The organism is Candidatus Defluviilinea proxima (assembly GCA_016721115.1).
Classification (GTDB): Bacteria; Chloroflexota; Anaerolineae; order Anaerolineales; family Villigracilaceae; genus Defluviilinea; species Defluviilinea proxima.
Map to the genome: position 1 here is coordinate 4067744 of JADKIW010000001.1, position 24506 is coordinate 4092249.

Genomic DNA, 24506 nt, shown 5'->3' on the forward strand with positions numbered 1-24506 from the left:
CCTGACAGATCACTGTCAGGTCTTTTTTATTTAAGTTGTTCTTTGTATAAAAGTGATCACTCTTCCACCACTTTTACCAGCACAGCTCTTACCATACGGCGATAGGAATAGGTCTGTGAGCGTTCCTTGTAGTCTTCACAGGTGATGAGGGTGATCCATGGCTTTTCTTCATGCTTGAACACCGTGGATATGCTCGAAGGTGATACAGTCTTACTCGCACGGATCTCATAAATATAGACCTGTCCGAATGCATGTACTTTGACCTGATCGCCATATTGCAAGTTCTTCAACTTCGCAAATGGACCGGGTTGATTGAGTGCATCCCATACGTGACCGGTGATGACCGAGTTACCGTTCCATGTGGGATAGGCAGAGCCATCGAGCCAGCCAGCGTCCTTGTTGAGCCAGGTCACATCCCAGCCGTTTTGCGTCTTGGGGATACCCATGATGGACATCTTGACCTTCAGCTTGGGAATTTCGAGCCAGAAGTCCGTTGCGGCATATGCCAATTCAGCAGGCTGTGCCGGTAACAGCGTCACTTTATTCTGTGGGAAGCCGGTCTTGGGAAGTTGCGGGCCTGAAGACGGCGAGACAACAGAGAAGTTGAGCACTGTATCGTTTGAACCATTATTGAGTTCATTGCCCGCCAAATCCAGAATGGATGTGGTGCCGCAAACATACAAACGATACGTGCCAAGAGGCAGAGCTGTACCGTTATTAATGCTGAGGGTGGCGATATAAGGTCCGCTACCCGTGCCGTTGCTATACGAGACGCTGTTCACAACGATCGTCACATCATCAGGCTGAACACCGCTCGTACATGGGTCAACAGCTGTTGTATCAAAGATATTGTTCACGCCGTCTTCGATCAAAATATAGTTGGCGAGGTCTTGTGCAGAGGCCAGTGTCACGTCCTCGCTGAATGAGACCGTGATAACTGTGGGACCAGTCGTCAGGGATGCATTGTTTGCGGGGGTCGTATTCGCGTTGAAGAGAACGGTCGGGAAACCGGTATCAACTGTCCATGTGAAAGAAGCGGGCGTCGGGTCAATGTTGTTGGCTCCATCCACTGCACGGACATCGAAGGTGTGAGTGCCGGAGCTCAATCCAGCAAAATTCTGTGGCGAGGTACAGATAGTGAAACCGCCGCCATCGATCTGACATTGGAACGTGGCTGTTACATCTGTACTACTGAAAGTGAAGGCACCGCTTGTAGTGTTACTGATAAGCGCCGGTGATGTATCAATGCTCGTTTCCGGCGCGGTACTATCCACAGTAAACGTGTTGGTATTCGAATTGGGACTTGTATTGCCTGCCGCGTCAGTAGCCGTAGCCCTGACTGTATGCGAGGCTTCACTGAGAGCCGAGCCAACCGTAAATAACCAGTTTCCAGCGCCATCGGCAGTGGTCGTCCCTGCGGGTGCACCATCAATGTACACAGTGACAGTGCTATTGGGTTCCGCAGTACCGGTCACAGCAGGCGTGCTGTCAGTGGTTATGCTCGCGTTGGCAGGCGTTATAACAACAGGAGCGGGTGGAGCAGTCGAATCCACAGTCCACGTGTAGGAATTCGAGCTGCTATTTCCAGCAAGATCCTGAGCTCCGACCAGTATCGTATACGTTCCATCTGTCAAGCCACTACCACTATGAGGAGAAGTACATGAAGCTGGCCCAGAGATTGGCCCACCACTATCTGACAATGTACAAGTAAAGCCAGTGACGGGTTCGTTAGCGCTAAAAGCAAACGTGTAAGAGGTGCTATTGGTTGGGTTTGTCGGCGTGGAGTTAAAGGAGATCACAGGCCCAACAGTATCGATCACGATAGCCTTGTTCGCACCCAACGAGTTGGCCGCGCCCGGAGCGGGCAGGGTCAACGCTATTGCATTATTTCCGACCGCATCCTGGATCGTTCCAGAATTAAGAGACAACGCATTGGTCCCTGTGTAATCCAGATCAGAAGAGGTGTCGCCAGCCTGCACTGTGTAGGTGAACGTGATCGTCGTTGTGCCACTGCCGCTCGTGTAGTCCACAGTTTGGTTGGTCGCACCAGTTTCAAGCGTCAATTGAGGCGTGCCGGAGATGGTCACAGTTTCATTGAATGTAACCGTGATCAAGATCACATCACCAACGTTATATGAACCGTCCGCTGTGGTGGAAGTCACATTGGTGACAACCGGGCCAGTTGTATCGATAACAATCGCTTTGTTTGCACCGAGTGACCCAGCCACTCCCGGAGTCGGGAGGTCGAGAATCGCATTATTCGTAGAAGCGTCCACAATGGAGCCACTGTTCAGGGCCAGTGAGCCGGTGCCGACATAATCCAGATCGGAAGAGGTATCGCCAGCCTGCACGGTGTAACTGAATGTCAATGTATCCGAACCAGAGCCGCTTGTGTAGTTGCTCGTTCGATCGGTCGTTCCCGTTTCAAGTGTCAATTGTGGCGTACCGGTGACAGTGACAGTCTCGCTGAATTGAACAGTCACCGAGATCACACTGCCCGTGGCGTATGTGCCATCCGCTGTAGTGGAAGTGACATTCACCACATACGGCTCAGTGGCATCGAGAACAATGGCCTTGTTGAAGCCGAGCGAACCTGCCGCAGCCGGGGCAGGGAGGTCTAACGTGGCGTTATTGAGCGCCGCATCACGGATCGTACCACTGTTAAGCGACAGAGATGTTGTAGCAACATAATCAAGGTCGGGGGTGGTATCTCCCGTTTGGGTGGTGTAATTGAAAGTAAGTGTATCTGTGCCGCTACCGCTTACATAGCTGGCGACACGGTCTATCGTGCCCGTTTCAAGCGTCAATTGCGGGGTGCCGGTCACTGTCACAGGCTCGCTAAAGGTGATCGTAACCGAGATCAAAACACCGGTTCCGTACGAACCGTCTGCCGTTATAGATGTAACATTGGTGACCGTGGGCGAAATCGTATCGATCACAATGTCTTTGTTTGTACCTAACGAACCGGTTGCCGCGAGAGCAGGCAAAGTCAATGTTGCATTGTTGGTTGCTGTGTCCTGGATCGTACCACTATTGAGGGCTAATGAGCCAGTGCCAACATAGTTCAGGTCGCTGGAGGAGTCGCCAGCCTGAACGGTGTAATTGAATGTAAGGGTGTTCGTACCGCTACCACTGATGTAGCTGGCAACGCGATCGGTTACGCCAGTTTCAAGCGTCAACTGCGGTGTGCCAGTGACCGTGACATTTTCACTAAACGTGATCGTGACTGGGATCACCGCGCCAACACCATATGTATCATTTGCCGCTGTCGAAGTAACGTTTGTTACCGTCGGCGCAGTGTTATCCACCGTATACGTCTCATCGGTGGAAGGCTCGGCGTTGACGAAGGTATTGCCAACCAAGTCAGCAATGGTCGGCGTGGCGCTGAAATTCAATCCCACGATGCCAGTGAAGCCAACCAGATCACCGCCAGAGACAGTCACATCATAGACACTCGCGCTAACCGTACTGACCAACGTAACTGTTGCTGTTGTGCTTCCATTGACGGCAAAGTCCGCTGTATCTACGCCGGTCACATCTTCGCTAAAGGTGGCACGGAAGATAAGTGTATCGGCATTGGTCGGGCTGGTAGATGGGGTCTGGAGCGTGAAGGATGTAATTGTGAGCGCAGTGTTATCCAAAGTATAGGTTTCATCAGTGGATGGCTCAGTGCTCGCAACTGCATTGCCAGCTTGATCGGTGATATTCATGGAGCCACTAAAATCAAGACCCACAATACCAGTGAAGCCAGCCAAGTCACCGCCGGAGACAGTCACATCGTATACACCTGTACTCACGAGGCTGACAGAAGTGGCAGTGGCAGTAGTTCCTCCATTGACAGCAAAATCCGTTGTGTCAATGCTAGTAACACCTTCACTAAAGGTAACACGGAAGACAAGGGTATCTGCATTGGTCGGATTGGTTGACGGGTTTTGACGCACAAAAGATGTGGTTGTCGGGGCAGTCTTATCAATGGTGTAGACCTGACCAACGAAAGGCAGTGTTGTTGTGACCTCATGTGATAAGCCGGTGTCGTTCGTCAAATTCAATCCCAATGTTCCATTACCTGTGCCGGTACTGGCGGTCACTGTCCATTGCGTGCTCGGAGCTGCCGCCACAGGGGTAACAGTAGTAATGGATGGCCCAGTGAGGCCGGAGTTCGCCAATGCGAAGTTGCTTGCAGTGAGGCCAGAGACGGCATCAGCGAAGGTAACTGTCCACGAGACAGAAGCAGAATTGGTTGGGGATGAGGCGGCACGATCAATGGAGGTGATAGTCGTATCGGGCCGGTCCACAACCGTAATTGTTGGATCGCTCGCGCCTCCTACATCGGGGTCGTCTGTTAATACATTCGAGAAATTACTCCCGCTGACAGTTCCCTGATTCGAGATCTGTATCGTGCCAACAGGTAGAGGGTTATCCACCGTCACATCAAACGTGATCGTGACACTCTTTCCTGGAGGCAGGGTACCAATATTCACAGTGACGGTCTCGCCAGATTGCAACGGAACGGGTTGTTTGACAACGAAAAGTGGTTTCCCGCCGCCGACATTGTTAGAGACAGGCAACATGGATGTCGAAGAACCCAGTGATTTCGCAGTAGCCACTGCTTCAATGTTCGACTGAATTTGAGAAACTACAACGGTGCTATTCGGTGCCATGGCCAGATTAGGCTGTGTACATGCACCACCGTTATAGGTCATGGTTCCACTAGTCGAAATATGAGCTAGCACCGTAGCAGTGTTCGGGTTCTGGACGGCAAGATCAGCGGCACTGGTTTGTCGGACACGGAATTGATCTCCCCCCCCACTATTCGCATCAAGCCGTCGTAAACGGATGCGGGTACCGTCCCCTACATTGCCCGGGATATTGGTCATAGTGTTGCCCGAAATATCCACACACGTCGCCCCAGCAGAATCAGCATCTGTGCTGTTGTTCTGTTGCACAACAATTGCGCGGACAGCAGAGTTTTGGAGAATGTTATTTGTAATCGTAGCGTTTGTAGTAGTACTGGATGTTTGCCCAGCAATACCCTGGTTTATATTAATAAGGCTAAAGCTCGATGTTTCCTGAACTATGTTGTTATTGATCAACACATTCACGGCTCGCCCCGTATCTATGCCTTCGTTCTGGACACGGATACCATAGCCAAGGCTTGAACCTGAACCCGCAGAGCCAGAGGTGCCAACAGTGTTATTCGTAAAGGCGCCGTCTACAGTTCCGGTGCCAGTGGCGGCGACAAACAGGTTTAGCCCATGCGAACGGTTACCAGTTGCAGTATTGCCATTGACATTAAACTTCAAATTGCCGCCATTGGCTTGCGAGACACTCACAGCCACATTGTTGTTCGTAAAAGTTGCTCCTGAAATGTTACATCTACTCGTCCCACTCGTTCCAGAATGATCGCATTGAACTCCGGTTGCAGTATCGGGAGCAGCCCCAATAAATGAACCGCTCGTAACAGACAATTGCATACTAGCCGACCCCAACGCAAGAAAGTTAACGAGGTTGCCATGTGCCAGGCTTAAGCCATTGCTTGAGATCGTATTGCCTGACATTTGAAAGTCAGTAAGAGTTCCAGAACTATTCGTGATCTGTAATTCGAACTCATGATTGTTGCTAATGGTGGAATTCGTGATACTGGTGGGGTTTGCACCGCCAATCGCAGACCCTGTCAGACCAACAAGATCTATTCCAGAGTCATCTGTCGCCGCATTATCACCATTGCTTGTAATGCTGGCGTTGTTCAACACAAAACCGTTAACGTTCGAACCACCAATACCATTATCAAGGTTACTGGTGATATTCATATAACTTAGCGAGACCTTTGCCGCATTCGTAAGCGAAATGCCATCACCCGCCGCATTCTGAATCGTACCGCCACTGCCGGCCGATCCCGAGCCTTTCACCACCAAACCGCCTGTGTTACCAGTATTATTCAAAACAATACCATTGGTTGGCACACTGTCATTGCCATTTACACTAATGCTACGAAACTCAAGCATATTCGACCCAATGGTTGTATTGGCAACATTGAGCGCTACACCAGTAGTAGTTGTGAGTGTATTAACAAGCAAACCCGTTGCCACCGGGTTACACGGGACCTCATCACAAACGTTGATCGTGCCGCCTCCCGTCGCAACAAAGCCAGAATTGGCTCCCGAGCTGACGGTCACATCCGAAAAGGTAAATGTACCACCAGTGTTGTTGGTCAGGTTCGCACCTGTACCACCCGAGGTGGTCAACTCAATAAAGTCTAATGTTCCTGCCGTATTAGAAAAGTTAACGCCAGTAGCGGTCGTAGTAATAACCTTGACTTCGCTAACCGAAACACCAGTAATAGCACCTGCAGGATCGGTCATACCCGTGCTTGTTGTTGAATTGATGCTCAAGCCACGGACAGTGGCACTTGTATTCAACGTGACGGTGCTCGTCAGGTTGGTTACGATCCCGTTTACGCTGTTCATCGTCGGGAAAACTGGGCTACCCGTAGGTGGAGTCAGACCAGTGATGGTAGACAGGTCAGCGGTGGCATCCTGACCGATCAATTTCTGCCCGGTCAGTAAAGTAACTGCGCCACTATAACCAGTGGCACTCTCATAGATAAAGATGTTGTCATTGGCGGCAGGGTTATTGCCTGTACCATCATTCAACGTATTGAACGCCGCAAGCGTACTAAAAGGATTGGAAAGGCGACCACAACCAGCCGTTGTACAGGCAGTTGCACTATTATTATTGATGAACCAGATCATCCCACTGACAGTGATCGAAACGGTCGCTGTACGATTGGTAGCAACAGTCGTTGCGTTGGCGTTGTCAGCTAAAACATAAGTAAAGGTATCTGTCCCTTCAAAGCCAGCCGGTGGATCATACGTGAACATTCCAATATTGCCACCAGATACTGTCATTACAACATTCCCACCGTTTGCACTGGTCGCTGTAATTGTGTTGCTTGCAATGGTTGTTACAGACGAAACCTGAACAATAGTGGCTAAAGGGTTCAGCCCCAAAAAGTCATTGCTGGTCACGCTGAATGGCGTTGCAAGCAAGGAAGAATTGATCGAAACATTACCAAGCACAGTCACAGGAAAAGTATCATCGACACCGATCGGCGAAACAGAAAGCGACCCAGCGACCAGCGTAGTATTTAAGTCGATGATATCGGTGAAGGTGACACCGGTCGCGTTTTCATCGCCACTATTTGGAACAACGACTGTATATTTGATGGTCTCGCCCGGGTCAGCTTGTCCATCTGCCGCCTCGCCACCAGGCACACCATCATTTGTGATGGCATCGGTCTTGGTTGGTGCAATCGTCACAACCAGTTGTGGGCTGGCCGAAACTGGCTGTACAGGGAAAACCGTTGTAACAAACAACGAAACAAGTAGTGTGATGGCGGCGAAGAAATTAAGGCGGCGATACATAGGTAACTCCAGAAACTAAAGAATAAACAAAAAATCTATGTGACGTGTTTGTTACATCAACTGAATTAGGTCATGCCTTCTGGTAAACACGTACCAGAAGGCATAGGAATAAATCATGTGCGAGGCGGAAAAACACCTTGCAAGGCAATACAGAAATAAAAGGTGAGGTATGGTTGCATATTGTTGTGCGGCTGATCTCCGCCAGCGGGTACAAGGCTACTGGGATTCATACTCACCAGATTGGCGTTTGTATTTGTTTGATACAAAGTTCCACCTACCGATGACGACAAAGTTATTCCCGAAGTTAATGAGCCTTGTGTACCATCTTCATTCGACGCCATCTGTGCATGAGAATGTGAGGGGATTTCCGACTCAAGCAAAGTCACTGTATCAGAGCCGCCGGTTTCGCCAAGATCATGCAACGAAAGCCCTGGCCCCTGTCCCGGGTGCATAGGTGCACGACCTTGCAAATCAGGTAAAGCAAAGTTCGATTTGCCATTACCACCATACGTGGTGCCTAATAACGAAAAGAGCGCAGTGTTCTGCGAAAGCGGTAACAATTGCCCATCACACCAAGCCCAGCCTCTGGGGGCAAAGTTGAATGGAAAAATTCGTATCTCAGCAACAAAAGGATCAGCCATGATATTCTCCTATTTAGGTTGGCGACGGGAAAATGCCGTAGAGTGAAATGATGAAATCAACACACAGATAAGGCTGGAAGTTTGTATGTGGCTGGCTTCCACCTACAGAGGTTATGGCGGTTGGGGCCATAGCCACCGTGGGGGTTTCAGGAGCGTAAGGCGTTATGATCGTAGAGTTAGCCAGTAAATTATTTCCCGGGCCTGGTTGTCCTCCATTGGAGGCAGAGCCTAACAGAGGATGGGTATGCGCGGGGATTTGATTCACAGTAAGTGTAACTTCCTCCACACCACCAGTTTCCGCCAAAATAAAGCCATCCCCTTGGTGAATCGGGATACGTCCGCGCAGATCGGGCAGTGCAAAAGTGCTTTGCCCATCGCCGCCATACGTTGTACCAATCAATTGAAAAAGTGTTTCATACTCAGAAATGGGAAGTAACTGCCCTTCGCAGAACATCCAGCCTGCAGGGGCAAAATTACCAGCAAACATTCGAATTTCACCAACATAAGGTTGTGCCATTTTCTTTTCTCCTAAGTCGGGCTGGGGAAGATGCCTTGCAATGCAATGCAAAAGCTCAATGTCAAAAAGGGTTGCATATTTAAGTGCGCCTGACTTCCACCCACATTTGCCACGGAACCAGGATGGAGAGCAGTAAGGGCTGTGGCACTGGATGAGTAAGCATTTCCAGGTTCTGACGCAAGGACATTACCGGCAGATATGGATCGAGGATTAACCGAATTTCCTGTAGAACTGCTTGCTTGCAGAGTGTGAACATGTTGCGGTATCTCACTAATCGAGAGAGTGTGTGCCTGCTCACCACCACGCTCGCCCAATGTATGTCCACTGCCTACATGAATTGGCGTTCTGCCTCTTAAGTCTGGCAAGGCAAAGTTCACTCGCCCGTCACCGCCAAATGTAGTACCGAGTAAAGAAAAAAGTCCCTGATTCTGGTTAATGGGCAATAACTGTCCATTACACAACGCCCAACCTTTTGGTGGGAACACAAACGACATGATTCTGATCTCACTAAGGAACGGTTCGGCCATATTGTCTCTCCTATTTCTTCAAGATGTAATTGAATGCGGCTTCATATTCAAAGCCATCGTTTGTTTTTGCAACCGGTACAAGGAAAATCTCCAACTCACCGAAATGCACATGCGAGAGCTTACGAGTCCCTTGCGTCATAAAACGATCCAACGGACCGAGAAAGAAAACCGAGAACGCTTCATTATGTTCTGTCTTCGAAAGTTCGACGACACGTGTCATCTTCAACTCGAAAGGAGACGGTGGAACATCCACGACTTCAAACGTCGAACCGACATGTTCCGTAAAGGATGCGAGATCGGGTAGTGACAATGCAATTCTCCTGTCCGCTTCAGACTCACTTCGGGCTGGGCGTCCAGACCATTTCTTGATACACGCTGTTAACTTCTCTCGTCTTTACAAAACCGAGACGATCATACAAGCGCACAGCTGGGTTAAAAAATTCGACCCGCAAAACCAGCGGGAGATTCAAATTAGCGGATTCCTCTTTCAACTGTTCGACTAAAAATGTCCCTATGCCGGCGCCACGATATTCGGGCAAGAGAGCGATATCCATGATCAGAAAGTGGTCGCCACGATTCTCTGTAATCAAACGCCCAAGCGATACGCCATCTCGTTCAATGACTTGGTAAATGGCATTGGGATAATACGAAGCATAATGCTGTGTTTGTGCATCGAACTGCATTCGCAAAAAAGCTTCTTTTTGCTCATCATTCCAATCCACAAGTTGCATTTCTTCTTCGCGAGTGCTGGCATACAGTTTAAAAAGAAAACCCGCATCATCTACAGTGACGGGTCTTAAATCGATCCACATGGCTTGTCTCTGCTCAACGCCTTGAACAAGGTTCCAAGCGGCGATCAAATTGTCAGCCATTGATCCCCCGACGCTGAAAGAGCCAAATGGAAAGAATAACTCTTATACCCAACTCGTGCATACATATGATCCGACGAATCTACGAAAAGGCTTTCGATCGAGTATTCAGACCCCAGGCGAGTATGCAATTGCCAGGTTTCGCCAGCATCTCGGGATACAAAAATATCCCCTCCATTTCTATACCCACGGTACCGCATTCCTCGAGATTCTGCTTCCACGGGCAAAGCCAACACCTTATGGATTAACCCGGTCAGCAAAAGGGTGGATCCCAAAGTCGCGCCAGACAATTTGATAAATTCACGTCTCTGCATTGCAAGCTCCTATGCTTGTCGTTTAACTGCAATATTTAAAAAAATCTAGCCAAAGTTGGCTATAAGTGTTCCCCGCTGATGTATTTAAATATATAAATTGGATAAATATTCGCTTATCTTATCTTAAGAAATCAAGTATGGAAAGTATTTAACTACATTAAAAGGTTACTTTGCAAAAGTAATAACTCTCAGTTCTGTTTCCCCGACCAACAAACTAACTCTCCCCCATAGAAATAAAAGTTGTGGCGGCCTCTCGGCCGCCACAATAACTATCTTATGCTTATGGTATTACCAAAACCGCCCCAACCTTGATATTGTTCACGTTCGCGATATTGTTTGCCGTTGCAAGAGCGGCTACCGTTGTCCCATATTTGATGGCAATGCCGTACAACGTGTCTCCTGACTTCACAGTATACGTTTTCTGGGATGCAGACGAAGAACCGCTTCCGCTCGTGGACCCGGAACTGGTTCCACTTTCAGCAGGTATTGCCACAGCGACAGGGATATTCAGTTTCTCGCCCGATTTGAGAAGTTGTGGATTGGCGCTCACCAACTCACGGACGGTCACCCCATACTTGATGGCAATCGTTTCAAATGTATCGCCAGCCTTGATCGTATGTGTCTTTTCCTTATCTGTCGACTCGGTGATGATTTGCGCGCCCGCAAACCGATACAACTCTTCCAAAGTGCCGTTGAAGACATTCATATCCACGTTGGCGTTGATGCCATTGACACTGCCCTTCTCGCTGTACTGCCAGAATGTCCAGATGAACCAGCCGCGAGGCAGGAAGGGCTTTTGCCCATCTACATAGGTGTTTGGATATTGCGCCAGCCAGAGCGGATAATCCTTTGCCCATTTGGGAGGTCCACCACCGGCCTCGGAGAAATAATCCTGCAAAAAATATTGGCCGGAGTAAATGATGGGCTTTCTGCCGAACGCATTCTCCACTTCATCCAGCCATATCTTCGCACGCGCGATAACTTTGTCCTTTGTCTGTCCGTCGTTCGACTCCAGGTCGAGGACTGGGGGCAGTTCGCCGTTATCTTTCACTGCTTTTACATAATCAATAAACTTCTTTGCTTGTTTTTTCGCATCCACATTACAGCGGAAGAAATGATAAGCCCCTCGCAAGAGTCCAGCCGCTTTGGCACCGGACCAGTTTGTCGGGAAGGTGGGATCCGCATAGAAATCCCCTTCTGTGGCTTTGGCTACCATGAAGCGCTGTCCAGTAGCACGGACTTTGGGCCAGTCGATCCCTGAGTCCCAATAGGAAACATCAATACCCGGTACAGTTGCCATAATTTCTCCTTTGGTGAGTGGGTTCAGAACAGATTAAGCGTAGCACAGAACGAATGTTAAATCAACCGTACTTGATTTAACCGCAATTAATTTTTCTCTACCATTGCACCTACGTTTATGGTATAAAAATCATTGTCCCTGCGATGTGCGTGATGTTGCACCTTCCGTTTTGAGCCAACACGTATCAAAAGGATCTCTAACTCCAATAGAAATAACGCGATAGGCCTGAGCCAAGGCGGCGTTTCTGGGTCGGGATCCACCTGCGAAAGCAGGTTCAAAACTTAGCAGCACACGGCATTTGCGGGGCATCGACTACAAAAGGCCCTACAGGTTTTAAAACTGTAGGGCCTTATCTTTTACGGTGTCTGATGTATCGCTATTGCCGCACGCAAGCCCGATTCAAATGCGCCTTGTATCCACGCATGATAAAGAGATGCATGCTCACCAGCGAAATGAATCCGCCCTTCAGGTTTTACGATCTCATCATGTAATAACGTTTGCTGACCGGGGTCAAACAAGGCAAAGGCGCCGCCTGCGAATTCATCGTCATGCCACATCCAGGATGCGCCAACTTCAAACTCCTTTGTCACCTGCGGATGGATCTCTGCCACATCGTCGAGCGCTTGAGCAATACGGTCGTCAGGTTTGAGCGAACCCCAACGTTGCGCATCTTCAGACCATGTATAACTTGCAAGGATGATGCCTCTACCTGTTTCACGTCCGTGGTCAGGATAATACAAGTTACGGATCGGGAGATCGGTCATCGTGCCTCCGCCAAAGATACCATCGTCCTCTTCCCAGAATCGACGTTTGCATTGGAACAGGATTTTTGCAGAAGCATCATAATGCAATTGACGTATCGCACGATTCTTCGCACGCGAGAACGGTTTGAGCACCTCCACATGACGCAGTACGGGGAAAGGCACAGTAATGATGGCATAGTCTCCCGTTTCGCTGAAACGACCGGCATGTGTTTGATAATGGACGGTGACATCATCAGGTGATTGGTCTATCGCGATCATCTTTGCGCCAAAGCGGATGTTATCTTTCAGTTCAGGTAAAAATGCGTGAGGCAATCGGTCTGTGCCACCCTGGAGCTCGATCATGTTTGTGTAATAGTTGCCCGAATCTTCACGGAACAACTCAAGGAAAGATGAGTTCATCACCGACTCTTGATTCGCCAGCAAGCCGAACATCTCGATCATGCCTTCAGACCAGCCATTCAATTCCAAAAATTCGCGCGTGGAATATTGGTCATATTTGGCAACGATCTCATCCCACGCCGCATCGCCATGCTTCTCCAACATATCGAGTAACGGCTGGATGGCTTGCATGTACATTTGTCCCGATGTTTTCCCGAGTTCTTTCTGATTGACTTCAAATCCCATCAGGGATGGGTTTGCATGTGCTTCGGATGCGCGCATCTTTTTGCCGCCAATGTAGTAATAGGCATTGGGATTGTCCATTGTGAAGTCATTGGTCTTCAAACCAAACTTCTCGATGTATTGCATCGTCAATGTGTGCGCACGCGGAATGCGCATCGCACCTACTTCAGCATATAAACCTTCTGTGAACGGATCGCGCAACGTGTAGACTCGTCCACCGACGCGCTGTTGAGCTTCAAGAATGATCGGGGTATGACCAGCTCGTTTAAGTTCGAACCCGGCTGAAAGTCCAGCAAGACCCGCCCCCACGATGATGACTTTCTTCGGCTTTCCAGTGTCAAATTTTTTGGCGATCCCCTGCTTCACAACATCAATGTAATCCTGAATTGAACGCTCACGCATAAGAACCTCCAGAACTGGGATGCTTTATATTATCCAGAAATTGTCCGATTTTCAATCACCAATCTTATGCTTGACAAAGGCAATTCACGCATATACAATCCTGTAGTCCTTTTTATTGTCCAAAACAAAGCCAAGACGTTCCAACATGCATTGCATGTTTTTTTGTTATTGCCCAGCCTTGAAATATAGCAAGAACCGGGTCGGCAAAGAGAAACGATGTCCATAAAATAGGGTTGAAAAGGAGAGACCATGGACACGAACCTCAAACAACTTTCTGACGATTACATTCGCATCGAGCAGGCCATTCTGTATCTCGAAGCTCATTACAAAGAACAACCCAGCCTCGAAGATGTGGCCGCAAACATTGGCTTGAGCGAATATCATTTTCAACGACTGTTCACACGTTGGGCAGGCGTGAGCCCCAAGCGTTTTCTGCAATTCGTGACGAAGGAAAGCGCAAAAGTCCTGCTCAAACGATCTGAGAATTTACTCGACACCACGCATCAAGTCGGACTTTCGAGTCTGGGCCGCCTACACGAGCTTTTTGTCACCACTGAGGCTGTGACTCCGGGTGAATACAAATCGAGTGGCGCAGGCGTGACTATCCGTTATGGCATTCATCCTACTCCCTTTGGCAAATGCCTGATCGCCACAACGGAGCGAGGCATTTGCAATCTCAGCTTCATACAGGCTAGTGAAGGTGACGCCATTGACAACCTGGTCTCCGAATGGAAGCAGGCAAAGATGATCGAAGATCACAAATCCACCGAATTGATGTTGGAACCGATCTTTGATCTGGATTATCGTGGCAAGCCTGTGGGATTGCATCTGCGGGGCACAAATTTCCAACTGAAAGTATGGGAAGCATTGCTAAATATCCCTGTTGGAACAGTGACTACCTACAAAGACATCGCGGAGCGGATCGGTAATCCGAGAGCATTGCGTGCTGTTGGTACGGCGGTTGGGCATAATCCTGTTGCCATGTTGATTCCGTGTCATCGCGTGATCAATACAGTTGGAGAGTTCGGCAACTATCGATATGGCGCACCAAGGAAGAAAGCGCTATTGGTAAGAGAGCTGATGAATACCACGTCGGCAGTTGAGTAATAACAAATAGCAAGTTAATACATTTATAAAAAATTATTAATTACACCTCGGCGCCTGTAATCAAAGGGGGCTCGTCGTAGAAAATATTCCCAAAAGGATTTGAATGAAAACTAAACTTTGGATTGCTTTGATCGCACTATATATTGTATGGGGTCTACATATCTTGCTATTCGGTTTGTTGTGGAGACAATGCCGCCCTTCCTGCACGCTTCCATACGCTTTCTGGTCTCGGGCGCCATCCTATTTACCTGGCGCCTCGCCGCTGGCGACTCCAAACCAACAGCCAGCAATTGGAAATCAACTGCCATCGTTGGTACATTTTTACTGCTCGGTGGTAATGGTCTTGTCTCGCTGGCAGAAAAATATATTCCATCTGGTATTGCCGCGTTGGTCATTTCTACTTCGCCATTCTGGTTGGTCCTTTTCGAATCCTTGCGTGCAGGCGGAACCAAACCCAACTGGCAATCCATTCTTGGGCTTGTGATCGGCTTTAGTGGCGTGTTCCTGTTGATCGGGCCTGCAAAGATCACAGGTGCAGAACAACACTTCAACACAACCAGCGTCATTTTGCTGATCGTCGCTCCCATTCTTTGGTCGCTGGGCTCCATCTATGCGCGAGGCGCAGATATGCCCAAATCCACATTGATGTCTACAGGGATGCAAATGCTGATGGGCTCGGTCTCACTGTTCATTGTCAGCGTGGCGACCGGTGAATTAAGCGGATTCAGCTTTGGTCAAGTTGCGATGCGTTCATGGTGGGGATTGCTATACCTCATCACATTCGGGTCGCTTGTCGGGTTCGTAGCGTACGGTTGGCTACTCCATAATGCGCCGGTGTCCCTGTTTTCTACATATGCCTATGTCAACCCAGTAGTAGCAGTCTTTCTGGGATGGCTATTTGCTGGCGAAGTTTTGAATGCCCGTATTGCAATTGCCAGCGCGATCATCATCGGATCTGTGATCATGATCAACTGGGCAAGACAGATATCGTCGAAAAAGCCAGCCATGCAGGTTATACCGGAGGAGATTGAGTAACCCTTTCGCCTCCACATGACACACAAGGGTTTCTGGTGTAAAACACCAGAAACCCTTTTTTTATAAATCGAGTTGATACGAAGGTAGTGACCGCAATTTGCAAACTGTTGCGCGAATATCGAATTTAGTATATAGTGTTATTAAATTTTATAGGCGGCTTGATATTTACCAATATATCTCTAGTTCAGTGTACAGATAGGCAGAACCATACATAGTTTTGTCTGAAATCCTACGAACCCATAGCATAGCTTCACACAAAAGGGAGAGTAACACTATGAACGAGATCTTTATCAGCTACCGCAGGGAGGATACGGAAGCCGAAATGAAAGCCATTGAGCTGAGTCTGGAAAAGGCTGGGCATCAGAATATATTTACTGACAGGTCCAAAATCAGCCCTGGGGATAGATGGCCCGATGAAATCACAAACGCACTAGAAAACGCAAAAATTGTACTCGTTGTTATTGGGCTCAAATGGTTAACTTGCCAAGACGCCGACCAAAACCGCCGCATTGACCACCCAGAAGACTGGGTACGCTTGGAAGCAAAAACGGCACTGGAAAGAAAAAAACTGGTTATCCCTGTATTAGTCAACGGGGCAAAGATGCCTACATCTTCCGGCTTACCAGACGATATCAAGGAATTAACCAATCGACAGGCAATTTCTCTGAATCAAGACTCTTGGGCATCTGATATATCGCGCTTATCGAAGATGATCAAGTCTCCAACCCTACGAATACCGTCCATTCTCTTGACGTCAAAATCTCCACGAAGGAGGGAGCTCTTAAATCAGATAGGATGGGTTGAGGGAGAACATTACTTCACTACAAACGCATCAGTCAATTTAAAGCTTGACCACGATGAAAAAGAATTAGACCTTGATAAGGTAAAAGAAATCGTTGAAAAAACTGCCTGCGAAAAAATCAATTTTGTACACAATCATGTGATCGCTAATGAAGATAATTCAATGTCGACGATAGGGAAAAGCCTTAATCCCGCCGACACCATTATCGTAGGTGTAGATACTGTCGTCTTTTGCAATAAAAAGATCCTTGATCGCCCATTGCTCAAGGCACTGGAAATGGCCGGTCCAAACGATATCAAAGAAGCTCGAAAACGGGCCAAAGACATGTTGATGGAACAAAAAGGACAGCCCATTCACATTGTCACCAGTATTGCCATTGCACTTGCAAATAACCCTAAAATCAAAAAAACGATTACGGTTATCACCGAAGCCCAGTTACGTGACTATACAGAAGCTGATATCGACAATTACATAGCATACGCAGAGCCCTTCGATAAAGCTGGCGCTTTTGGCATCCAGGAAAAAGGCGTTTCACTATTTAAATTCATAAAGGGTAGTTACACAAATGTGGTCGGGCTTCCTTTGCAGGAATTCATTTCCATCATTCAGGAAACCTATGCAGATAAATTTATCTTGCCTCCACTAAAATCATCGCTAGGCCAAAATGGAAATGTACTGGATAGACCTCCTTTATCCGTCCTAGCCGTTGGAGATATCAACTACGATTATATTTACGATGAATTACCTGAAGACTTTTTTTCCAGCCTGCTTCCTCCAGGTAAAAAAATCAATGGAGATGTACGCCGGGTGGCTGGGGGGACAGGTGTAAACTTTGCAAGGGGCGCTCGTAAAGCTGGCTTCAAAGCGCCATATGTAGTGGGGGTGGTTGGAGGCGATGCAATTGGTCAACAGATCATCAAAGACCTTCATAGCAACGATATAACTCCATTACTGGTAACAGACCCTGCGCAACAGACCAGTATTGCCATTATTCTCCGTAACCATGCAAGTAAAGACACTTCAATAACATTGACAGACGCAATTCAATCTCTACCGGACATCGCTGTAGGCGTGGCAACGGAAACTCTCAAACTGTCCGATGTGTTTTATTGCTCAGGGTATTGTCTGGTCGATTCAAACAGAAAGCCAAACGCATTGAAAATGATGCAAATCGCCAAAGAGGCAAATCGCATCGTGGTTCTGGATGTGGTCGTTGGTATGGATATGAAAAGTTTATCGAGCAATTTATTTATAAATGAAAGAACAAAAAAACTGGTTGATGTTTCCGTGGCGGAATTACCAGAAGTCTTCCATTGGTTCAACATTGATATGGGCGAAAAAACAGAAATTGAGACTTGGGAGATCCATAAAGAATCTCTTATAGAAAACCTAAGGGGATTCTTCTCTGTTAGTATTCTACGGACATCAGGCTACACCCACGAAATAATGATATCCCCGACCAACGTGATCGGGCCTGTCGACTTAAATTATGCGACTCTCGAATCACGTAAGAAAGTGGGGTACGGCGATTTTAAAACCGCTCAAGAAATGTACAATTTTCTATCGCCTAGAATCGTACTTGCATCCAAATCCCCTCAAAGATTGCAGTTACTGCATCAAATCATTGCGCCGGAAAAGCTCGAAGTGCAAGTCAGCAGTTGCGATGAGGAAAGGCTGACACAAGAAGATCCTTTTGAAAGGGTCAAAAGACTGGCCGTAGCAAAAGCAAAAGACGTTTTCCAACAAAGGAAATATAGCGACAATGTAGAGTTCATTATTGGTGCCGACACCGAAATTATACGGCTTGACGAAAACGGTGAATGGAAAATGGTCGGGCACCCCAAATCGGCTGAGCAGGCGGAAAAAGACCTATTGGAACTCAACGGAAAAAGCCATACCGCAATTACTGGAATAGCCATAATAGGAAAAGACCCTGAATCGAATAAACTGACTATCAAAACAGATTGCGTAAAAACCAAGGTCATTTTCGCCAAGAACAATGAAGACGAGATCAAGTCGTATGCATTATCAGGTGAACCTATCGGGCGCGCAGGTGCATATGCAATTCAGGGATTAGGCGCACTGTTGATTAAAAATATTGAGGGAAGTTACAGTAACGTAGTCGGCTTGCCACTCGAAAGGCTTTGCGAGATCCTTGCCGATAATTTCAAGAAACCCATATGGATGTTTGACAAGGTTTCCAATTGGGGGCTCCCTGAATCAATAAAAGAGTTGGAGTTACCATGACTCAGCCCTATGCCATTATTAGCATGGGCGACACAAACCTAGATTACGTCGTAGGGAACAGTCTCCCCTTTAAGTTTAGCGGCCTAGTCGAAAATGGCATCATTTGGTGGGATGAGATCAATGAGATTCCCGGAGGAAGTGGGCTGAACTTTTGTGTCTTTGCACAAAAAGAAGGATATCGTCCCCTGCTTCTCTCAAAAGTTGGTAGAGACACCGCCGGGCATTTCATTACAGATTGGCTCAATACAAACAATATATCCATGCCACAAAATTGGACGGCCGACTCGCCAACTGGTAAAGCGATCATTATGCGAGACAATGCAGATATTCGCTTACTGATAAATAATAAACAAAATGCGAACCAACTATTGTCTCTGGATGACATAGAAGAACACAAGACCGATATAACATCCTGTCAGGTACTATATATTTCTGGCTACTGCATCAGTGATATAACCACTCCCCGGTTCCAGGCAACATTGAGAGCTATGGAATATGCAAAGCAGGCGAATACTCCAAATTCCCCTGTGATAGTCTTCGATGTGGTCCCTCATAGAATTTACGAAAAAATGACTTTCGATGAGTTTTTGTCTTACACAAAAAATGTAGACATACTCATTTCAGAAGTGGCTACGATGCGACGCTTTCTAGGTCTTGGTTCTAAATCAGAAACCATTGACTATCAAATGGCCGAAGAGACATTGACCAAAACCGCGACATATTATGATCGCATAATTCTACGTTTCGGCCCCACAGGATGTGACGAACAGGTTCTTTGGGATAAACACACTAACAGTCACACATACAACGAAACAGGACATAAGTCCACAACCGACAAGCGAGGCTTCGGCGATATTCTTACAATAAGAAGTTTGCGTGATTTCTTTCATGTGCTCCCCTAACAGTAAAGTCTTCTAGTGCTTCACCGTTCCTGCCGCTAGTTCCATAATCTCTTTCTTCGTCTCATAGACCTGCACCAGTTTCCCATCCTGCATCTGTAGAACCCGATCCACATATTGGCACATGCGCAGATCGTGCGTGACCATGATACCCGCGCGGTTATTCTCGTGGACCAACTTTGCGAACGTCTCCACTACTTGAAAAGCGCGTTCGGTATCGAGAGATGCGGTCGGTTCATCGGCCAATACAACGGCGGGATTATGAATCAACGCACGCGCAATGGCGACACGTTGTTGCTGTCCACCGGAGAGTTGAGCGGGGAGATTGTGCAAGCGGTCGCTCAGGCCGAGGCGGGCAAGGATTTCTGCAGAACGCATACGTCCCGCTTTATCGGCCTGTCCGTTGAGGCGTAACATGAATTCCACATTTTCCTGTGCAGTCAAAAAAGGAATCAGGTTATTCGATTGAAACGTGAACCCGATCTTTTCGCGACGTAATTTTACGCGTCGTTTTTCGTTCATTTGGGCAAGGTCTTGCCCATCAATAAGGACTTGTCCGCTGGTGGGAGAAAGCAACGCGGCAAGAATAGAGAGCATCGTAGTCTTGCCCGATCCGCTCGGGCCAACCAACGCAACAAACTCGCCAGACTTTACCTGAAACGAAACATGATCTACGGCATTGATGGTCGCGCCATCCAGATCAAAGGATTTGACTAAGTCTTTTACTTCGAGAGCTATTGAATTCATTTACATAATTCCTAATACAGGGTGGGGAGACCCCACCCCTACGCAATCTATCCTAACCGTAATGCTTTCAACGGCTCGATGCGAACCGCATAAATAATCGAAACCATACCACCCAACGGGCCAATAGACAGCAACAAGATCACCGCCGCAAAAGAACGGACTCCGTTGAAGACAAACGGGATGGTAGGCGGAAGCCCTAACGAGAAGAGATATGTGAGTCCGCCTCCGATCGCGACGCCGATTGCTGTTACTACAACGATTTGAATTACCGATGCCCAACCCACAACGCCATTCGAGGAACCGATGGCCTTCAACACACCGATCTGTGGAACCTTCTGCAAGATTTGGATCTGGAAGAATCCACCGATGACCAGTACGCCGATCAACAAAGTGAAGAAGCCCTGCGTTTGGACTGTCCCTTGCTGAGCAGAGTAGCCGGGGATATTGTTGATCGTGGTCGCGATGTCGGTCACTTCGATGTTCTTCACATTCGAGAGTAAGCTCGCTTTCATCGCTTCAGCCTGCTTCGGGTCTGCCAGTTTGACAGCGATAATATTCGGGTAAGCCGTATCACTGTTCAAGTCTGCTTCAGATTGTGGGCGGATCTTTTCCCATGTGGCAGGTGGGACAAAAATGGTCGGCTGAAAGAAATAGGATTGACCGTCCACCATGCCCACGACTTTGAGCGTAAAGAACTCATCTTCCACTCCTTGCGTGGAGCGGATGGTGATCGAGTCACCGACCTTGATATCTCTGCGAATGGCAACGCCCCGATCAATGACAACTTCACGCGCTTCACCGCCGCGAAAGTCTCTGCCTTCGATGAGCGGAGGCATGCCCGGGCGCCCCGCTTCTGCCCCAAGCAAGGACACCTTCAGCCGCTCTTTGGTAGATACGATCTCAGTGGAGGATGTGTAGATCGGACCGGCATCAACCACCCCGTCGACACGGCGAACCGTGCGTACGGTACTCGTATCAAGGCGACTTCCTGAGATGCTGTAATCCGATTTTTCAAGGAAGACGATCAAGTCCGCATTCAGATTGGCAACGTATTGACGATTGCCAGTGGCAAGACCTTCGCCGAGCGCGGCGATGAACAATACAAGCAATGTGATCAACGCGATCACAAGGCTCACGAGCAGGAAGCGTCCGCGATTACGAACCACTTCCTTGATTGCAAGGTAGAAGGCAAGAAAAACGTTTTTCATTTGGGGGCTACTGGTCCATCGAAAGTTTGATTCCAATCCAAGCCCATCACTCCATGTAAAAGCAAGTCAACGGATGGATGATCGGCAATGTCATCATAATAATATGGCAGGCGGATGCGCCCATCGGGCGCGATGATGAACGTTCCCGCCATTTGTAAAGCATCCTGCCCTTTGGGAGGCAATTCGGTATTCCAACCGCGTTCACGTTTCAAGCGACGATTAGAACGCCACACATTAAGAGAAAGGAATGATTGCCATACGTTTGCACGATCCAACCCGTAAGCACGATAGGCCTTACGCTCTGGGTCAGCCAAACAGGTCACGCCAGGCGCGCGTTCTGCACAAAACACTTTCGCATCTTCTGGTGTGCCTTGTGTGACAATCACCAAGCCAAGATTCTTATCCTTGATCTTCGGTGATGCAACCACAAGATGGTCAACCATCTCTTTGCATTGCGGGCAACCAAAGTGACGCGAAAAGGCAAGGATCAGTGTTTGTTGCCTCCAAAACGAGGAAAGCGACACTGCCTTGCCATTTACATCCTGCAACTCCAAGTCAGGTGCAGGGTCATTGAATTTGAGATGAGCTAGGTTTGGCATCGAACGGTTTATCTCCTAACTTCACCATTCTACCACTCTGTCCATGTTTTGCAAAGGTTTTGCAAAACTGCAAGTTTTCCCTTATGCCAGGTCAATCTCCCGCCCCACCAACTTCTTTACAGCGCTTCTCAACGCAACTGGCTTTATGGTGTTGAGCTTGATCTTCTTCGCTTCCACAAACTTTGCAAAGCGGATCAATCCCTTTGCCAACGCATTCGCAAACGCATCATCTTTCACAGGCGCATCGTCCTCATACCAAAAGCCCTTGATATCCAGCGTCATCGTCGTACGATCCAACTTCGGGTCAAGCCGCGCTACAAGATCATCGCCATACAAGATCGGTAGAACATAATATCCCCAACGGCGCTTCTCGGCCGGCACATACACTTCCCACTTGTAATCGAAATCAAACAACTTCATCGCCCGTCCGCGCGCACTGACGATGTCCAGCGAAGAAAGAAATGTCACTTCTTCCAATGTAGTTGTTTCTTTTGGATTCCATCCCTTGGGCATTTTTCCCTTTTCAAGCGTCTCCAACACTGGAACATCTTCACCCAAAGCGAGAAATATTTCGCGTCCATCCTCGATTTGAACCTGCTTCAACATCCCAGACTCGATCCACCCTCCCAGCAGACTCTTCATCTCAACTGGAGAATACTCCTTCCGCACAGAGTCGCGCAATTCGAGTCTCATCTTCGACTCGCTCTTCAATCCCATAAACGAGACAGCTTTGCGCGCAAAGAATTCCTCGGCTTCTTTTTCGGTTGCCACATAATCGAACTCTTTCGGCGCAATGTTCTCACGGAAGTCATACACACGATTAAACCCTTCGCGATGATGGATCATCAACTCACCCGCCAGCCACATATCGAACAACGCGACAGACGACTCTTTGCGTCCACGGTAGCTCCATCCATCCACACGCTTGCCATCGAAATCCCTGTTCCCCAACGGACCGCGTTTCCGCAATTCCGCACGCACATCGTTCAACAGTTTCTCGTGCCCCTTCACAAAGTACGCCACATACTCATCCTGCGCACGTCCCTTCATGTGATAACGGAAGTAAGGCAAATCAGACATCGGATACATCGCCAACCAACCGCCATAATCAAAGAACTGACGTTCCTCATAAGTGACCTTGTACAGATACTCAGGCTTGTACTCCAACACGCGACTATGCAAAACAATGTCTTGACTGCGCGCCGCAACATTCAACGGATCCAGTTGCACGGCTTCACATGTACGGATCGCTTGTGCTGTGCCCTTAAGTCCCTTCCAACGGCGGCCGGGCCAAAGTCCCTGTTTACCGAGGACAAATCGTCGTGCAGTTTGCTTGGAGATGTTGATCGGGGTCATAGATAAAAATTCTCTTTCACGTTTATTTCACCAGTGTCAATATTCAGCGCGGAAACTTACACCACGAACGGGTTGAAGTTCGTCTCTTTATCAAAATAATCTTCGTTCTCAGCTTTTTTCAAAAACCCGACAACGACATAAGTGACCGGCGTCATCAACGCTTCCACCGCGCACTTGAACAAATAATTCGTCACAGTCAACACGAGAAACAGGCTCCACGGAAACACCCCGAATGCAGACGCAACCACGACGAACATGACCGTATCCACCAATTCGCCGACCAATGTACTACCAACGGTACGCGTCCACAGCCAGCGACCGTTCGTCAACACCTTCATCTTCGCGAGAACAAATGAATTCGTGAACTCGCCTGTCCAATAGCCAGCTAAACTCGCCAGCACAATTCCGCCAGTGCTCATTCCGCCAAGGATCGCGCCGTAAGCCGCATCACCGGCATATCCCTGCCACGTCCCCTCACCGGGCAGAACACTGACAACCCAAAAGATGACAGCACTCAACGCGAGACACACAAAACCCATCCAGATCACACGCCTTGATTTTTTATAACCGTACACCTCGGTGAGAATATCCCCAAAGATATAACTGACCGGGAAAAGGATCGTCCCTGCATCAAAAGCCATGCGTACCCCAGATAAACTAAAACCCAAGTCCACGATCTTGGCTGATGAGGCAATGTTGCTCACCACAAGGACCGTCACAAAGACAGCCATGATGATATCGAAATAATGATGTTGCTTCATAACTACGGTAAATTTACGCGATCTCCCCGTGTGGACGGAACCGACACCACAAGGAAATGCACATCTCCTTCAGAATTATTTTTAAATTGATGTTTCACTTGTGGCTCGATCTCGATCCCGTCACCTTTACGCAAGATAACTTCACGATCTTCAAATCCCATCGTCGCTTCGCCTTCAAGGATGTAGAAGAATTGTCTCGCCACATTGTGATAATGCATCACCTCAGCACCGCCTGCAGGGACACGTTCCTGAATCACACTCATGTCATCCCGTTTGAGCAAATGCCAGCCATCTGAGTTTCCACCCCAAATGTAATGCTCCGCATTCTCAATTGAAATCAGCATAAAACACCTGTCGCTAAGATGA

General features: G+C 48.2%; 17 protein-coding genes, 1 other RNA gene and 1 pseudogene. 5 read left to right on the plus strand and 14 right to left on the minus strand.

Features of this window, described 5'->3' with window-relative positions; genetic code table 11:
* Positions 1-56: 56 nt before the first annotated feature.
* From IPP66_18825 to IPP66_18855, 7 genes are all read right to left on the minus strand, one after another.
* Positions 57-7424 carry a sortase gene (locus tag IPP66_18825; protein ID MBK9927329.1) on the minus strand — a complete coding sequence of 2456 codons (7368 nt, stop codon included), beginning with the start codon at positions 7422-7424 and terminating at the stop codon, positions 57-59.
* Between the two features lie 113 nt (positions 7425-7537).
* Complete coding sequence (locus IPP66_18830; protein ID MBK9927330.1) at positions 7538-8065, minus strand: phage tail protein; 528 nt, start codon at positions 8063-8065, stop codon at positions 7538-7540.
* Between the two features lie 13 nt (positions 8066-8078).
* Positions 8079-8582 (minus strand): phage tail protein, encoded by a 504-nt coding sequence (locus tag IPP66_18835; GenBank protein MBK9927331.1) that lies wholly within the window; start codon positions 8580-8582, stop codon positions 8079-8081.
* 11 nt (positions 8583-8593) lie between these two features.
* Complete coding sequence (locus IPP66_18840) at positions 8594-9109, minus strand: phage tail protein (protein MBK9927332.1); 516 nt, start codon at positions 9107-9109, stop codon at positions 8594-8596.
* A 10-nt stretch (positions 9110-9119) separates the two neighbouring features.
* Positions 9120-9419 (minus strand): hypothetical protein, encoded by a 300-nt coding sequence (locus IPP66_18845; GenBank protein MBK9927333.1) that lies wholly within the window; start codon positions 9417-9419, stop codon positions 9120-9122.
* A 25-nt stretch (positions 9420-9444) separates the two neighbouring features.
* A complete protein-coding gene (locus tag IPP66_18850; GenBank protein ID MBK9927334.1) occupies positions 9445-9921 on the minus strand; it encodes a GNAT family N-acetyltransferase in 477 nt (158 codons plus the stop codon).
* A gap of 651 nt (positions 9922-10572) precedes the next feature.
* Positions 10573-11592, minus strand: coding sequence for a LysM peptidoglycan-binding domain-containing protein (locus IPP66_18855; protein ID MBK9927335.1), 1020 nt, complete (start codon positions 11590-11592; stop codon positions 10573-10575).
* 132 nt (positions 11593-11724) lie between these two features.
* On the opposite strand from IPP66_18855, the gene ssrS reads away from it, so the two are divergent.
* Positions 11725-11902: non-coding RNA, 6S RNA (ssrS, locus tag IPP66_18860), on the plus strand.
* Positions 11903-11948: 46 nt separating this feature from the next.
* Here ssrS and IPP66_18865 read toward each other — a convergent pair.
* The gene (locus IPP66_18865) at positions 11949-13379 is read right to left on the minus strand and encodes a flavin monoamine oxidase family protein (GenBank protein MBK9927336.1); all 1431 of its coding nucleotides are present in this window, start codon (positions 13377-13379) and stop codon (positions 11949-11951) included.
* Between the two features lie 249 nt (positions 13380-13628).
* Here IPP66_18865 and IPP66_18870 point away from each other — a divergent pair, with 249 nt between their 5' ends.
* From IPP66_18870 to IPP66_18885, 4 genes and pseudogenes are all read left to right on the plus strand, one after another.
* Positions 13629-14486, plus strand: coding sequence for a methylated-DNA--[protein]-cysteine S-methyltransferase (locus IPP66_18870; GenBank protein ID MBK9927337.1), 858 nt, complete (start codon positions 13629-13631; stop codon positions 14484-14486).
* 103 nt (positions 14487-14589) lie between these two features.
* Positions 14590-15521, plus strand: a pseudogene (locus IPP66_18875) (EamA family transporter).
* A gap of 274 nt (positions 15522-15795) precedes the next feature.
* The gene (gene maf, locus IPP66_18880; protein MBK9927338.1) at positions 15796-18570 is read left to right on the plus strand and encodes a septum formation protein Maf; all 2775 of its coding nucleotides are present in this window, start codon (positions 15796-15798) and stop codon (positions 18568-18570) included.
* Positions 18567-19472 carry a carbohydrate kinase family protein gene (locus IPP66_18885; protein MBK9927339.1) on the plus strand — a complete coding sequence of 302 codons (906 nt, stop codon included), beginning with the start codon at positions 18567-18569 and terminating at the stop codon, positions 19470-19472. Before maf ends, IPP66_18885 begins: the two co-directional genes overlap by 4 nt.
* A 12-nt stretch (positions 19473-19484) precedes the next feature.
* Here IPP66_18885 and IPP66_18890 read toward each other — a convergent pair whose 3' ends face one another.
* The 6 genes from IPP66_18890 to IPP66_18915 all read right to left on the minus strand — a co-directional run bounded on the left by IPP66_18890 (position 19485) and on the right by IPP66_18915 (position 24484).
* A complete protein-coding gene (locus IPP66_18890; protein MBK9927340.1) occupies positions 19485-20216 on the minus strand; it encodes an ABC transporter ATP-binding protein in 732 nt (243 codons plus the stop codon).
* Positions 20217-20263: 47 nt separating this feature from the next.
* Positions 20264-21424 carry an ABC transporter permease gene (locus IPP66_18895; protein MBK9927341.1) on the minus strand — a complete coding sequence of 387 codons (1161 nt, stop codon included), beginning with the start codon at positions 21422-21424 and terminating at the stop codon, positions 20264-20266.
* Positions 21421-22023 carry an AhpC/TSA family protein gene (locus IPP66_18900; GenBank protein ID MBK9927342.1) on the minus strand — a complete coding sequence of 201 codons (603 nt, stop codon included), beginning with the start codon at positions 22021-22023 and terminating at the stop codon, positions 21421-21423. Before IPP66_18900 ends, IPP66_18895 begins: the two co-directional genes overlap by 4 nt.
* 81 nt (positions 22024-22104) lie before the next feature.
* Positions 22105-23379 carry a YcaQ family DNA glycosylase gene (locus tag IPP66_18905; GenBank protein MBK9927343.1) on the minus strand — a complete coding sequence of 425 codons (1275 nt, stop codon included), beginning with the start codon at positions 23377-23379 and terminating at the stop codon, positions 22105-22107.
* A 56-nt stretch (positions 23380-23435) separates the two neighbouring features.
* On the minus strand, positions 23436-24140 hold the full coding sequence (locus tag IPP66_18910) for a queuosine precursor transporter (protein MBK9927344.1): 705 nt from the start codon (positions 24138-24140) through the stop codon (positions 23436-23438).
* A 2-nt stretch (positions 24141-24142) separates the two neighbouring features.
* Positions 24143-24484: a cupin domain-containing protein gene (locus tag IPP66_18915; GenBank protein ID MBK9927345.1), complete on the minus strand. Its 342-nt coding sequence runs from the start codon at positions 24482-24484 to the stop codon at positions 24143-24145.
* Between the last annotated feature and the right edge of the window lie 22 nt (positions 24485-24506).

What these genes read in the sequence shown, in the direction of transcription:
- IPP66_18900 (MBK9927342.1), bottom strand. Translation starts at nt 22,023, where the DNA reads ATGCCAAACCTAGCTCATCTCAAATTCAATGACCCTGCACCTGACTTG.
- IPP66_18865 (MBK9927336.1), bottom strand. Translation starts at nt 13,379, where the DNA reads ATGCGTGAGCGTTCAATTCAGGATTACATTGATGTTGTGAAGCAGGGG.
- IPP66_18910 (MBK9927344.1), bottom strand. Translation starts at nt 24,140, where the DNA reads ATGAAGCAACATCATTATTTCGATATCATCATGGCTGTCTTTGTGACG.
- IPP66_18835 (MBK9927331.1), bottom strand. Translation starts at nt 8,582, where the DNA reads ATGGCACAACCTTATGTTGGTGAAATTCGAATGTTTGCTGGTAATTTT.
- IPP66_18850 (MBK9927334.1), bottom strand. Translation starts at nt 9,921, where the DNA reads ATGTGGATCGATTTAAGACCCGTCACTGTAGATGATGCGGGTTTTCTT.
- IPP66_18855 (MBK9927335.1), bottom strand. Translation starts at nt 11,592, where the DNA reads ATGGCAACTGTACCGGGTATTGATGTTTCCTATTGGGACTCAGGGATC.
- IPP66_18915 (MBK9927345.1), bottom strand. Translation starts at nt 24,484, where the DNA reads ATGCTGATTTCAATTGAGAATGCGGAGCATTACATTTGGGGTGGAAAC.
- IPP66_18890 (MBK9927340.1), bottom strand. Translation starts at nt 20,216, where the DNA reads ATGAATTCAATAGCTCTCGAAGTAAAAGACTTAGTCAAATCCTTTGAT.
- IPP66_18825 (MBK9927329.1), bottom strand. Translation starts at nt 7,424, where the DNA reads ATGTATCGCCGCCTTAATTTCTTCGCCGCCATCACACTACTTGTTTCG.
- IPP66_18830 (MBK9927330.1), bottom strand. Translation starts at nt 8,065, where the DNA reads ATGGCTGATCCTTTTGTTGCTGAGATACGAATTTTTCCATTCAACTTT.
- maf (MBK9927338.1), top strand. Translation starts at nt 15,796, where the DNA reads ATGAACGAGATCTTTATCAGCTACCGCAGGGAGGATACGGAAGCCGAA.
- IPP66_18840 (MBK9927332.1), bottom strand. Translation starts at nt 9,109, where the DNA reads ATGGCCGAACCGTTCCTTAGTGAGATCAGAATCATGTCGTTTGTGTTC.
- IPP66_18895 (MBK9927341.1), bottom strand. Translation starts at nt 21,424, where the DNA reads ATGAAAAACGTTTTTCTTGCCTTCTACCTTGCAATCAAGGAAGTGGTT.
- IPP66_18870 (MBK9927337.1), top strand. Translation starts at nt 13,629, where the DNA reads ATGGACACGAACCTCAAACAACTTTCTGACGATTACATTCGCATCGAG.
- IPP66_18885 (MBK9927339.1), top strand. Translation starts at nt 18,567, where the DNA reads ATGACTCAGCCCTATGCCATTATTAGCATGGGCGACACAAACCTAGAT.
- IPP66_18905 (MBK9927343.1), bottom strand. Translation starts at nt 23,379, where the DNA reads ATGACCCCGATCAACATCTCCAAGCAAACTGCACGACGATTTGTCCTC.